General features: G+C 43.8%; 12 protein-coding genes and 1 other annotated feature. All 12 genes read left to right on the plus strand.

Going from position 1 to position 13,639, the window contains the following annotated elements; translation table 11 throughout:
- Window position 1 precedes the first annotated feature (1 nt).
- Complete coding sequence (locus D0466_RS18015) at window positions 2–514, plus strand: NYN domain-containing protein (RefSeq protein WP_117323939.1); 513 nt, start codon at window positions 2–4, stop codon at window positions 512–514.
- A 90-nt stretch (window positions 515–604) separates the two neighbouring features.
- Window positions 605–1,237 carry an RNA polymerase sporulation sigma factor SigH gene (sigH, locus tag D0466_RS18020; protein WP_117323999.1) on the plus strand — a complete coding sequence of 211 codons (633 nt, stop codon included), beginning with the start codon at window positions 605–607 and terminating at the stop codon, window positions 1,235–1,237.
- 92 nt (window positions 1,238–1,329) lie between these two features.
- Window positions 1,330–1,479 carry a 50S ribosomal protein L33 gene (rpmG, locus tag D0466_RS18025; protein WP_117323940.1) on the plus strand — a complete coding sequence of 50 codons (150 nt, stop codon included), beginning with the start codon at window positions 1,330–1,332 and terminating at the stop codon, window positions 1,477–1,479.
- A gap of 54 nt (window positions 1,480–1,533) precedes the next feature.
- Window positions 1,534–1,707, plus strand: coding sequence for a preprotein translocase subunit SecE (gene secE / locus D0466_RS18030; protein WP_117323941.1), 174 nt, complete (start codon window positions 1,534–1,536; stop codon window positions 1,705–1,707).
- Between the two features lie 195 nt (window positions 1,708–1,902).
- Complete coding sequence (nusG, locus tag D0466_RS18035; protein ID WP_117323942.1) at window positions 1,903–2,436, plus strand: transcription termination/antitermination protein NusG; 534 nt, start codon at window positions 1,903–1,905, stop codon at window positions 2,434–2,436.
- Between the two features lie 176 nt (window positions 2,437–2,612).
- The gene (gene rplK, locus D0466_RS18040; RefSeq protein WP_142383592.1) at window positions 2,613–3,038 is read left to right on the plus strand and encodes a 50S ribosomal protein L11; all 426 of its coding nucleotides are present in this window, start codon (window positions 2,613–2,615) and stop codon (window positions 3,036–3,038) included.
- Between the two features lie 106 nt (window positions 3,039–3,144).
- On the plus strand, window positions 3,145–3,834 hold the full coding sequence (gene rplA, locus D0466_RS18045) for a 50S ribosomal protein L1 (protein ID WP_117323943.1): 690 nt from the start codon (window positions 3,145–3,147) through the stop codon (window positions 3,832–3,834).
- 56 nt (window positions 3,835–3,890) lie between these two features.
- Window positions 3,891–4,041: a sequence feature (ribosomal protein L10 leader region), on the plus strand.
- Between the two features lie 38 nt (window positions 4,042–4,079).
- Window positions 4,080–4,580, plus strand: coding sequence for a 50S ribosomal protein L10 (gene rplJ, locus D0466_RS18050; RefSeq protein WP_117323944.1), 501 nt, complete (start codon window positions 4,080–4,082; stop codon window positions 4,578–4,580).
- Between the two features lie 61 nt (window positions 4,581–4,641).
- Window positions 4,642–5,007, plus strand: coding sequence for a 50S ribosomal protein L7/L12 (gene rplL / locus D0466_RS18055; protein WP_117323945.1), 366 nt, complete (start codon window positions 4,642–4,644; stop codon window positions 5,005–5,007).
- A gap of 221 nt (window positions 5,008–5,228) precedes the next feature.
- Entirely contained in the window at window positions 5,229–5,834 is a 606-nt protein-coding gene (locus tag D0466_RS18060) for a class I SAM-dependent methyltransferase (RefSeq protein ID WP_117323946.1), read from the plus strand.
- Between the two features lie 242 nt (window positions 5,835–6,076).
- Window positions 6,077–9,658 carry a DNA-directed RNA polymerase subunit beta gene (gene rpoB / locus D0466_RS18065; RefSeq protein WP_117323947.1) on the plus strand — a complete coding sequence of 1,194 codons (3,582 nt, stop codon included), beginning with the start codon at window positions 6,077–6,079 and terminating at the stop codon, window positions 9,656–9,658.
- Between the two features lie 140 nt (window positions 9,659–9,798).
- Window positions 9,799–13,398, plus strand: a complete 3,600-nt coding sequence (gene rpoC, locus D0466_RS18070) for a DNA-directed RNA polymerase subunit beta' (protein ID WP_117323948.1) — start codon at window positions 9,799–9,801, stop codon at window positions 13,396–13,398.
- The last annotated feature ends 241 nt before the right edge of the window (window positions 13,399–13,639 follow it).

Raw genomic sequence — 13,639 nt, forward strand, 5'->3', positions numbered from 1 at the left:
GATGAACAACATTCTGTTGGTGGACGGTTACAATATTATCGGGGCATGGCCGGAGCTAAGAGAATTAAAGGATAACGATTTATCGGCAGCGAGGGACCGTTTAATTGAGGTCATGGCAGAATACCAGGCATTCACCGGTTTTCGGGTCATCATCGTATTCGATGCCCATTTTGTCCAGGGAATCGAACGGAAATATAAAAATTACAAAGTTGAGATCCTCTTTACAAGGGAGAATGAATCGGCGGATGAGCGTATTGAAAAACTCGCGAGCGATTTGAATAATATCAAGACGCAAATTCACGTAGCCACCTCAGACTTCACGGAGCAATGGGTAATATTCGGCCAGGGAGCCTTACGGAAATCCGCCCGTGAACTTTTAAATGAAATGAACCATATAAATGGGGAGATAGAAAAGAGTGTAAAAAAAACAACGAAAAAAAAACCTTCTTCCAAAATTGCGCTTAGTGATGAAGTTGCTGAAATTTTCGAAAAATGGCGCCGGGGCAAACTTTGAGCTGTTGACGTCAAAAAATTCCCTACTGTATAATTATTCTATCTATTTGTGTACGGTGAGGGGGATAAAATCGTGGGTGCCAACTTCGGAATGAAACGGGATGAAAAATATTTGCTGTTGGAAGATGATGCGCTGGTCGACTTAGTGCATAAGGGCGAGAGTGAAGCGTTGGATTATTTAATCCAAAAATACCGCAATTTCGTAAGGGCTAAAGCCCGTACGTATTTCTTGATCGGCGCTGATAAAGAAGATATCTTCCAGGAAGGCATGATTGGCCTCTATAAGGCAATCCGCGATTTTAAGGGAGACAAGCTGTCTACCTTTAAGGCTTTTGCCGAGCTATGCATTACCAGGCAAATCATAACGGCTATCAAAACGGCTACCAGGCAAAAGCACATCCCGCTTAATTCTTATGTCTCACTGGACAAGCCAATTTACGACGATGAGTCAGACAGGACCTTAATGGATGTCATCTCCGGGGCGAAGATACTTGACCCCGAAGAGCTGATCATCAATCGGGAAGAATTCGATGATATTGAATTGAAAATGACAGAGCTGCTCAGCGATCTGGAAAGGAAAGTGCTTGCACTTTACCTTGATGGGCAGTCCTATCAAGAAATTTCCGGGGAATTGAACCGCCACGTAAAATCCATCGATAACGCCCTGCAGCGGGTAAAAAGAAAACTTGAACGTTATCTGGAAGTCAGGGAGATCACTCTTTAGTTTTACGAAAGACGTGGTCACCCTTATTCATATTGACAATAAAAGTAAGCCGTGATAAAGTTTTAAGGACGTATAGATAGGTGGCATATGAAATGAGAAAGAAAGTTATTTTAGCTTGTGTGGATTGTGGTTCGCGGAACTATACATCCGAAAGCAATAAGGCAACAAGTTCAGAACGCCTGGAGATTAAGAAATTTTGCAGTACATGCAACGCCCATACCATGCATAAAGAAACAAAATAACTGTTTATATAGATCCGAAATAGCTTATCCCTACAGTGGTTGGAGGTTACATTCATGAGCGAGTTTTTCACCGGCGTCATTCGCGAGATGAAAAAAGTAAGCTGGCCGAAAAGAAAAGAGCTTACAAGATATACAGTAATTGTGGTTACGACCGTTGCGATCATGTCCCTTTTCTTTGCGGTTGTCGATTTGGGAATTTCTGAATTAATTCGCTTAGTTCTTGAATAAGAGATTCAAAAATCAGGTATAATAGTGATAGAATAATAAGCAACACAACAAAAGGCCCGGGAACGGGTTTTTTAATTTGTCTTTTTTTGGCCAATGCAATCTATGTTTATCTTTATTAGAGATTGGAATGGCGGCTAGATAAAGCCTCACAAAAGAAAAAAGTGCGGGGAGGGAAGGACTCTAGAGTCCTAGTAAATGGAAAAGAATTGGTATGTTGTCCATACTTATTCCGGATATGAAAACAAGGTAAAAACCAATCTGGAAAAACGCGTGGAGTCTATGGGAATGCAGGATAAGATTTTTCGTGTTGTAGTCCCGGAGGAAGAAGAAACTGAAATTAAAGACGGCAAGAAAAAGGTAACGAAAAAGAAAGTGTTTCCGGGTTATGTGCTCGTTGAGATCATCATGACGGATGATTCTTGGTATGTTGTCCGCAACACTCCGGGTGTAACAGGATTCGTAGGTTCCGCAGGTTCAGGCTCAAAGCCGACACCACTTCTTCCTGATGAGGTTGAGATGGTGCTCAAGAGCATGGGTATGGATGAGAAGAAGATTGAGGTTGATGTCATCATCGGGGACACAGTACGTGTTAAAGAAGGTCCGTTTGCAAACTTTAGCGGCTCAATAGAAGAGCTTGATAAAGATAAAGGAAAACTGAAAGTCCTTGTCAATATGTTTGGCCGGGATACGCCGGTCGAACTAGACTTCACCCAGGTGGAAAAAATATAATTTCCGAAAAAACTTGAAATCAGATCCGAAAAATGATAATATTTCATAGGTCAGTATGTCTCGAAATAGAGACCTGAACTAACATACAAATTCTTTATTTATGATATAAAGAATCAGTTGAGTGGGAGGGCCCCGAGCCCTATTACCACATCACGGACGATAAGGAGGTGTGTCTCGTGGCTAAGAAAGTAATTAAAATGGTTAAGCTGCAAATTCCTGCTGGTAAAGCTAATCCGGCACCGCCTGTTGGACCTGCACTAGGTCAAGCTGGTGTAAACATCATGGGATTCTGTAAGGAGTTCAACGCTCGTACAGCAGACCAAGCTGGTCTTATCATTCCTGTTGAGATCACGGTATTTGAAGACCGTTCATTTACATTTATTACAAAAACTCCGCCTGCTGCAGTATTGCTTAAGAAAGCAGCTGGACTCGAGTCTGGTTCTGGTGAACCTAACCGTAAAAAAGTTGCTACGATCAAGCGTGATAAAGTACGCGAGATTGCTGAAACGAAAATGCCTGACCTGAACGCTGCAAACGTTGAGTCTGCAATGCGCATGGTTGAAGGTACAGCACGCAGCATGGGTATCGTTATCGAAGACTAATCGTTAATGCATGCTACATGTTTCTTACGGGGGTTGCGATTCAGTTCGCAACCTTTATTCGTGGGAGGTTATTCCGTTAAAACCACAAAATAGGAGGATTTTTTACATGACTAAAAAAGGTAAAAAGTATCTCGAAGCTGCAAAACTTGTAGACAGTACGAAAGCATACTCTGCAACTGAAGCTATCGAGCTTGCTAAAAAAACAAATTTCGCTAAATTTGATGCGACTGTTGAAGCTGCATTCCGTTTAGGTATCGACGTAAAGAAAGCTGACCAGCAAATCCGTGGAGCAGTTGTTCTTCCGAACGGAACTGGTAGAACCCAGCGTGTATTAGTATTCGCTAAAGGTGAAAAAGCAAAAGAAGCAGAAGCTGCAGGCGCTGATTATGTTGGCGATTCTGATTACATCAACAAGATCCAGCAAGGTTGGTTCGACTTTGACGTAATCGTTGCTACACCAGACATGATGGGTGAAGTTGGTAAACTTGGACGAGTATTGGGTCCTAAAGGTTTAATGCCAAACCCTAAAACTGGTACAGTTACATTTGACGTTACAAGAGCAGTGAATGAAATTAAAGCTGGTAAAGTTGAATACCGCGCTGACAAAGCTGGTATCATCCATGTTCCGATCGGTAAAGTTTCTTTTGAAGACAATAAACTGGCTGAGAACTTGAATACCATCTATGAAACTTTAATGAAAGCCAAACCTGCGGCTGCTAAAGGCACATACATGAAGAGCGTTGCTGTATCTACTACAATGGGCCCTGGTGTGAAGGTGGATCCTTCTGCTTTTTAATAAAAAACAAGTTGACAATATAAAAGGATTATTGATATAATCAATTTTGTTGTTATAAATGAATACCATTTGTACCGTAGACAGCAGGTGCTTACATTAGAGCTTAATGTCCTGCCGAGGTAATTCGATAATACTAGTCACTGACTATGATTTTTGAAATTACTGCTTCCATGTCTATGAAGATATGGAGGCTTTTTATTTGGACGGTATGAATGTTTTCAAGCAAATCTACAGGAGGTGTAAGGATGAGCAGCGTTATCGAACAAAAGAAACAAATCGTTGATGAGATTTCTGATAAGTTTAAATCTGTTCAAACAGCTGTTGTTGTTGATTACCGTGGGTTAACAGTTGCAGAAGTAACTGAACTTCGTAAACAACTTCGTGATGCAGGCATCGAATTCAAAGTGTACAAAAACACTTTGACCCGTCGTGCTGTTGAAGCTGCTGAGCTTAATGGCTTAAAAGAATCTCTGACTGGTCCAAACGCAATCGCGTTCTCAAATGAAGATGTTGTTGCGCCAGCGAAGATCCTTAATGATTTCGCAAAGAAACATGAAGCATTGGAAATTAAAGCCGGAGTGATCGAAGGAAATGTTGCATCAGCTGATGAAATCAAGGCTCTTGCAGAACTTCCATCCCGCGAAGGATTGCTATCTATGTTACTTTCCGTGCTACAAGCACCTATCCGCAATCTTGCTCTTGCTGCAAAAGCTGTTGCAGACCAAAAAGAAGAGCAAGGTGCGTAAGTTAAGACCAATTTACAGCTATTAAAATAACAAACCTAAACCTTTAAGGAGGAACTAAACAATGACTAAAGAACAAATCATTGAAGCAGTTAAATCTATGACTGTTTTAGAACTAAATGACCTTGTAAAAGCAATCGAAGAAGAATTTGGCGTAACTGCTGCTGCTCCTGTAGCAATCGCGGGTGGAGCTGCTGCTGGCGGCGCTGCTGAAGAGAAAACTGAATTTGACGTTGTTCTTGCATCTGCAGGCGACCAAAAAATCAAGGTTATCAAAGTTGTACGTGAAATCACTGGTCTTGGACTTAAAGAAGCAAAAGACCTTGTTGACAATGCTCCAAAGCCGCTTAAAGAAGGCATTGCTAAAGAAGAAGCTGAAGAAATCAAAGCTAAACTTGAAGAAGTTGGAGCTGGCGTTGAAGTTAAGTAATGCCGCTTAATCTTAATAATGAAAGCTCGCTGTAACAGGCGGGCTTTTTTTCTCTTGGTACGCTTTTGTTCCGATTATGCATGATTTCCTGCGAACCAGAGTATATTTACATCCTGTTGAAGAAAACATAATACAGTTGCGCCTCGCGTATACTCTAAATTCTTCAAAATTCTTCTCTCTTTATTTCTTCTATAATCCCTTTCTGATAGGAGGAGATGACCTTGGCAGAACACTACTACTCACAAAAACCAGATGTTGAAAGCAACCCGCGGTTTTGGGACTTTACATTAAGGGGAAGAACACTACGCTTTAAAAGTGATAATGGCGTCTTCTCGAAAAATGAAGTTGATTTTGGCTCCCGTCTGCTAATAGAGGCATTTCATTTGAACTCTGAGGTAAAAGGGGACATACTTGATGTAGGTTGCGGCTATGGTCCGATAGGGCTTTCCGTTGCTGCTGCTTATCCCGGGACTGAAGTCCAAATGATCGATATTAATTCCAGGGCGGTTGAGCTAGCGAAAGAGAATGCCAAAACAAATGGTATATCAAATGTGTCCATCTATGAAAGTGACCTCTTTGAAAAGGTGGATGCCAGCAGGTTTGCTGCTATCCTGACTAATCCTCCGATACGGGCCGGAAAAAAAGTGGTTCAAGAAATTTTTGAAAACAGCCATGAACGCCTGGCTTCTGGCGGCGAGCTCTGGGTGGTTATCCAAAAAAAACAGGGTGCCCCATCGGCTATGGACAAGATGAAAGGTCTGTTTGGGAATGTAGAAGTGGCACAGAAGAAAAAAGGCTACTATATTTTGGTTTCTAAAAAAGATTGACTCTGATTTTCTGCTTTGTTATTATTATATAATGCATATATATAATTTCCGTCAATATTCAATAATTATCCAGTAACTGTATAAAAAATGGATAGGATGGAAAAAATATATAAATAATAGTTCGAGTTTTGTGGAATAGTGGTTTTTAAATCAAAAACCATTTTATTTTTGTCTATAGAAAACTCAGATGTTTTCTACTGGCAATACATCTTTTATAACGCTTGATTTGAGGGGTGAATCAGTTGACAGGTCAACTTGTTCAGTATGGACGACACCGCCAACGCAGAAGTTATGCACGGATTAGTGAGGTTTTGGAGCTTCCGAACCTCATTGAAATTCAAACCGCTTCGTATCAATGGTTTCTTGATGAAGGGTTAAGGGAAATGTTTCAGGACATCTCTCCTATTGAAGATTTCACGGGCAATTTATCGCTTGAATTTATTGATTATAGCCTGAGTGATCCTAAATATCCTGTCGAGGAATCAAAAGAGCGCGATGTAACTTACTCTGCTCCGCTTCGTGTTAAGGTACGTCTTGTAAACAAAGAAACAGGGGAAGTAAAAGACCAGGATGTATTCATGGGCGATTTCCCTCTAATGACTGAAACGGGTACATTTATCATCAATGGTGCCGAACGTGTTATCGTATCTCAATTAGTCCGCTCGCCAAGCGTCTACTATAGTGCAAAGATGGACAAAAACGGCAAGCGTGGATACACAGCGACAGTGATCCCGAACCGTGGAGCATGGCTTGAATACGAAACTGACGCCAAGGATGTAGTGTATGTAAGAATTGACCGTACCAGAAAACTTCCTGTAACGGTATTGCTTCGCGCGCTTGGATTTGGCTCCGACCAGGAAATCATCGACTTGATTGGTGATAATGAATATATCCGCAACACACTTGAAAAGGATAATACCGAGAGTGTTGAAAAGGCGTTGCTTGAAATCTATGAGCGTCTTCGCCCGGGAGAGCCTCCTACTGTCGAGAATGCCAAGAGCCTGTTAGTTTCACGCTTTTTCGATCCAAAACGCTATGATTTAGCCAACGTTGGACGTTATAAAATAAATAAAAAGCTTCATATTAAAAACCGCTTGTTCGGACAGCGTATCGCCGAATCATTGGCAGATCCTGAAACAGGGGAAATCATCGTGGAAAAAGGCACACTTCTTGACCGCCGTACGCTCGATAAAATCATCCCCTATCTGGAAGCAGGTGCTGGATTTAAAACGTTTCACCCTGTTGGCGGTGTAGTTGAAGAAGAAACTCTTTTGCAGCCGATAAAGATTTATGCTCCAAATGATACAGAAGGTGAAAAAGTTATCAATGTAATCGGAAATGCTTATGTTTCCGATCAGGTCAAGAACATTACACCTGCTGATATCATCTCTTCTATTAGCTATTTCTTTAATTTGCTGCACACTGTAGGAGACACGGATGATATTGACCATCTAGGTAACCGCCGCCTTCGTTCAGTTGGCGAATTGCTGCAAAACCAATTCAGAATCGGTCTATCCCGTATGGAACGTGTTGTGCGTGAAAGAATGTCCATCCAGGATACGAATACTATTACGCCACAACAGCTGATTAATATCCGCCCTGTTATTGCGTCAATTAAAGAGTTCTTCGGAAGCTCGCAGCTGTCACAGTTCATGGACCAAACGAACCCGCTGGCAGAATTAACGCATAAACGCCGTCTTTCTGCATTGGGGCCTGGCGGTTTGACCCGTGAACGCGCAGGATTCGAGGTTCGTGACGTTCATTATTCTCACTACGGCCGCATGTGTCCGATTGAAACGCCGGAGGGCCCAAACATTGGATTGATCAACTCGCTATCCAGCTTTGCGAAGGTAAACCGTTTTGGATTCATCGAGACGCCATACCGCCGTGTGGATCCGGATACAGGGAAAATCACAAACCGTATCGATTACTTAACGGCCGATGAAGAAGATAACTATGTAGTTGCCCAGGCAAATGTACGGCTTTCAGATGACGGTTCATTCCTTGATGATGATATCGTAGCCCGTTTCCGCGGTGAAAATACCGTTGTTCCAAGAGATCGCGTCGATTACATGGATGTATCTCCTAAGCAGGTGGTTTCAGCTGCAACAGCTTGTATTCCTTTCCTGGAAAACGATGACTCCAACCGTGCCCTCATGGGTGCGAACATGCAACGCCAGGCTGTCCCGTTAATGCAGCCGGAAGCACCGCGCGTAGGTACAGGTATGGAATACGTATCGGCCAAAGATTCCGGAGCTGCCGTTATCTGTAAACACGAAGGAATCGTTGAACACGTGGAATCGCGTGAAGTATGGGTGCGCCGTGTGACTGAAGTTGACGGCCACGAGGTCTCCGGTAACCTTGATAAGTACCGTATGCTTAAATTTATCCGTTCCAACCAGGGAACATGCTATAACCAGCGCCCTATCGTCGCTGTTGGCGACAGAGTGGTCAAAGGTGAAATTCTTGCTGATGGACCTTCCATGGAAAAAGGCGAATTAGCACTTGGCCGCAACGTGTTAGTAGCGTTCATGACCTGGGATGGTTATAACTATGAAGATGCCATCATCATGAGTGAACGTCTTGTGAAAGATGATGTCTATACTTCTATTCATATTGAAGAATATGAATCAGAATCACGTGATACAAAGCTTGGACCTGAGGAAATTACGCGGGATATCCCGAACGTGGGCGAAGATGCGCTCCGCAACCTGGATGAGCGCGGAATTATCAGAATCGGTGCTGAAGTGAAGGATGGAGACCTTCTTGTGGGTAAAGTCACTCCTAAAGGGGTAACGGAACTTACGGCGGAAGAACGCCTTCTGCATGCAATCTTTGGTGAGAAAGCCCGAGAAGTCCGCGACACCTCCCTTCGCGTTCCACATGGAGGCGGTGGAATCGTTCACGATGTGAAAGTTTTCAACCGCGAAGACGGCGATGAGCTTCCACCGGGAGTCAATCAGCTTGTCCGTGTATACATTGTCCAAAAGCGTAAAATTCATGAAGGGGATAAGATGGCGGGACGTCATGGTAACAAAGGTGTTATTTCCCGTATTCTTCCCGAGGAAGATATGCCGTACTTGCCAGATGGCACACCGGTCGACATCATGTTGAACCCTCTGGGGGTTCCTTCACGGATGAACATCGGTCAAGTATTGGAGCTTCATCTTGGAATGGCTGCACGTGCCCTTGGCATTCACGTTGCTTCACCGGTATTTGATGGTGCACGTGAAGAAGATGTATGGTCTACCATTGAGGAAGCAGGAATGGCCCGGGATGCTAAAACTGTTCTATATGACGGCCGTACAGGTGAACCATTCGATAACCGTGTATCTGTTGGTGTCATGTACATGATCAAGCTTGCCCACATGGTTGATGATAAGCTCCATGCCCGTTCAACCGGACCTTACTCTCTTGTTACGCAACAGCCTCTCGGCGGTAAAGCACAGTTTGGCGGACAGCGTTTCGGTGAGATGGAGGTTTGGGCACTTGAAGCATATGGTGCTGCATATACTCTCCAAGAAATCCTTACTGTTAAGTCGGATGACGTAGTTGGCCGTGTTAAGACATACGAAGCAATTGTGAAGGGTGAAAATGTCCCTGAACCTGGAGTTCCTGAATCCTTCAAAGTATTGATTAAAGAACTTCAAAGCTTGGGTATGGATGTAAAAATCCTGTCTGCTGACGACCGTGAGATTGAAATGCGCGATTTAGAGGATGAAGATGATGTAAATCAATCAGATTCATTATCAATTGATCCTGAAGGCAAGGACATGGTTACCTCTGATGCAGGGGCAAACACAAACGCAATTACAACTGATTAAGCATATTCCATAAATTTAAGCTCTAACCGGCAGTGATATCCTTGGGAAGGAGCTGCCGGTTAGAGTTCACTCAGGTAAAAATGTGTTCCATAGGAAGCAATAAGGGTAAAAACCTGGAGATTAAAAGGGAGGTAGGCCCCTTGCTAGATGTTAATAATTTTGAGTATATGAAAATCGGTCTCGCTTCGCCGGACAAGATTCGTTCTTGGTCCCACGGAGAAGTGAAAAAACCAGAAACAATCAACTATCGTACATTAAAGCCTGAAAAGGACGGCTTGTTCTGTGAAAGAATTTTCGGGCCTCAAAAGGACTGGGAATGCCACTGCGGTAAATACAAGCGTGTTCGTTATAAAGGCGTAGTTTGTGACCGTTGCGGCGTTGAAGTAACCCGTGCTAAAGTTCGCCGGGAACGCATGGGGCATATCGAATTGGCTGCTCCTGTCTCACACATCTGGTATTTCAAAGGAATTCCGAGCCGCATGGGTCTTGTTTTGGACATGTCGCCACGGGCTTTGGAGGAAGTTATTTACTTTGCATCTTATGTTGTCACAGAAACCGGTGATACTTCATTAGAAAAGAAACAGCTTCTATCCGAGAAGGAATTCCGTGCATACCGTGAAAAGTACGGCAAGAAATTCCAGGCATCCATGGGAGCTGAAGCAATTAAAAAACTCCTCCAGGATATTGATACGGAAAAAGAAGTAGAGACATTGAAGGAAGAGCTGAAAACGGCACAGGGACAACGCAGAACCCGTGCTATCAAACGCCTGGAAGTTCTCGAGGCTTTCCGCAATTCCGGAAATGAACCTTCTTGGATGATCCTTGACGTCCTGCCGGTCATTCCGCCGGAGCTTCGCCCGATGGTGCAGCTTGATGGCGGTCGCTTTGCTACATCTGACCTGAACGATTTATACCGTCGTGTTATCAACCGTAACAATCGTCTAAAAAGACTATTGGACCTCGGTGCACCTAGCATTATCGTTCAGAATGAAAAACGTATGCTCCAGGAAGCTGTCGATGCGTTAATCGATAATGGACGCCGTGGACGTCCTGTAACAGGTCCGGGTAACCGTCCTTTGAAATCCCTTTCGCACATGCTTAAAGGGAAGCAAGGGCGTTTCCGCCAAAATCTATTAGGTAAGCGTGTTGACTATTCCGGACGTTCCGTTATCGTCGTAGGACCTAACCTAAAGATGTACCAATGCGGATTGCCTAAGGAAATGGCAATCGAGCTCTTTAAGCCTTTCGTTATGAAAGAATTGGTGCAAAAAGGTTTGGCACACAACATCAAATCAGCGAAACGAAAAATCGAAAGATTGCAGCCTGAAGTTTGGGACGTTCTTGAATCTGTAATCAAGGAGCATCCGGTATTGCTTAACCGTGCCCCTACTCTGCACAGGCTTGGAATCCAGGCGTTCGAACCGACTTTGGTTGAAGGCCGTGCAATCCGTCTGCACCCATTAGTGTGTACTGCGTATAACGCAGATTTCGATGGCGACCAAATGGCTGTTCACGTTCCGTTATCATCTGAAGCACAGGCGGAAGCCCGGTTGCTCATGTTAGCGGCTCAAAACATCCTGAACCCGAAAGACGGAAAACCGGTTGTTACTCCGTCCCAGGATATGGTTTTAGGTAACTATTACCTTACACTGGAAAGGGAAAACGCAATCGGCGAAGGGATGGTCTTCAAAGATACCAATGAAGCATTGATCGCCTATCAGAATGGATATGTACATTTGCACACCCGTGTAGCTGTGCACGCTTCATCGTTAAATAATGAAACATTCACTGAGGAACAAAACCAACAGCTTCTAATGACAACTGTAGGTAAATTGATTTTTAATGAAATCTTGCCGAAATCGTTCCCTTACATTAATGAACCTACAAAAACCAATCTGGAAGAGAAGACTCCGGAGAACTATTTTGTACCAAAGGGTGCGAACGTAAAAGAAATCATCCAGGCACAGCCAATTATCGATCCATTCAAGAAGAAAATTCTTGGAAATATCATTGCGGAAGTATTCAAGCGATTCAAAATCACTGAAACGTCCAAAATGCTTGACCGCATGAAGGATCTTGGCTTTAAGCATTCAACGAAAGCCGGCATCACTGTTGGTGTATCCGATATCGTTGTATTGGGTGAAAAGCAGCAGATTATTGAAGAAGCACAAACGAAAGTAGATAATGTGTTAAAACAATTCAGACGCGGTTTGATCACCGAGGATGAACGTTATGACCGTGTCATCTCTATCTGGAGCGCCGCAAAGGATAACATCCAGTCGAAGCTGATGAAATCCCTTGACCGTCGCAACCCAATATTTATGATGAGTGATTCCGGGGCCCGTGGTAACGCGTCTAACTTTACACAGCTCGCCGGTATGCGCGGTTTGATGGCCAACCCGGCTGGACGTATCATTGAACTTCCGATTCGCTCAAGTTTCCGTGAGGGGCTAACGGTATTGGAATACTTCATTTCTACCCATGGAGCTCGTAAAGGACTTGCAGATACTGCCCTTAAGACAGCCGATTCCGGTTATCTTACCCGCCGTCTCGTAGATGTGGCGCAAGATGTAATCATCCGCGATGATGATTGCGGAACGGACCGTGGATTGCTTATTGGCGCTCTTAAAGAAGGAACTGAAGTCATTGAGAATCTGGAAGAACGTTTAATCGGCCGTTATGCAAGAAAACCGATCAGGCATCCGGAAACAAATGAAGTCATAGTCCAGGAAAATGAGCTGATCACGGAAGATCTAGCTAAGTATATTGAAGACAGCGGGGTAGAGCAGGTTTGGATTCGTTCTGCGTTTACATGTAACACCAGCCATGGTGTATGTAAAAAATGTTACGGGCGCAATCTTGCTACCGGCCAAGAAGTGGAAGTCGGCGAAGCTGTCGGTATCATTGCTGCACAATCCATTGGGGAACCAGGTACACAGTTAACAATGCGTACCTTCCATACAGGTGGGGTAGCAGGAGACGATATCACACAGGGTCTTCCTCGTATTCAGGAAATCTTTGAAGCAAGAAATCCAAAAGGCCAGGCAATCATCTCCGAAATTGAAGGAACTGTTGTCGGCATTAATGAAATTCGTGATAAACAGCAGGAAATCGTGATTCAGGGTGAAGTGGAGTCACGCAGCTACACAGCCCCATATACTGCCCGCTTAAAAGTAACTGTAGATTCCTACGTACAGCGTGGCCAGGAGCTAACAGAGGGTTCAATCGACCCGAAAGAATTGCTGAAGGTGAAGGATGTCCTCTCTGTTCAAGAATACCTGCTTCGTGAAGTTCAAAAGGTATACCGTATGCAGGGTGTTGAAATCGGCGATAAACATATCGAGGTCATGGTAAGGCAAATGCTTCGTAAAGTACGTGTAATTGATGCTGGAGACACGGATGTGCTACCGGGCACATTGCTTGATATCCATCAGTTCACTCTAGCCAATACATCTGCTGTATTAGAAGGCAGAATACCGGCAACCGGCCGCCCGATCTTACTCGGTATTACAAAAGCATCTCTTGAAACGGATTCCTTCCTATCTGCCGCTTCCTTCCAGGAAACGACAAGAGTACTTACGGATGCTGCGATCAAAGGCAAGCGCGATGAACTGCTCGGCCTTAAAGAGAATGTCATCATCGGTAAGCTTGTACCAGCAGGAACGGGAATGCTTCGTTACAGGAAAGCACAACCTGTCCATGTGGAAGATGCCAATGAAGACACTGTGGCAGTGGACTAAAAAATAATAGAGCGAGGCTGCCTTTTACAGGGGCAGCCTCTGCTTTATGGTTTGTTTGGGAATCAGGCACCTTGTTTTCATATGAAATAAATTAGGCACGTTATAATAATCCTTTTAATCTGCTTCTTATCACAATAGGTTTGATATATGAAATATTTTCTGAAAGAAGTTGACATATGCAATAAAGGGATGATATTATAGCAAAGGTGCTCCTATGATACCCTGTAACAGCTTTGGAGGA

The organism is Peribacillus glennii (genome assembly GCF_003429105.1).
Taxonomy (GTDB): Bacteria; Bacillota; Bacilli; order Bacillales; family DSM-1321; genus Peribacillus; species Peribacillus glennii.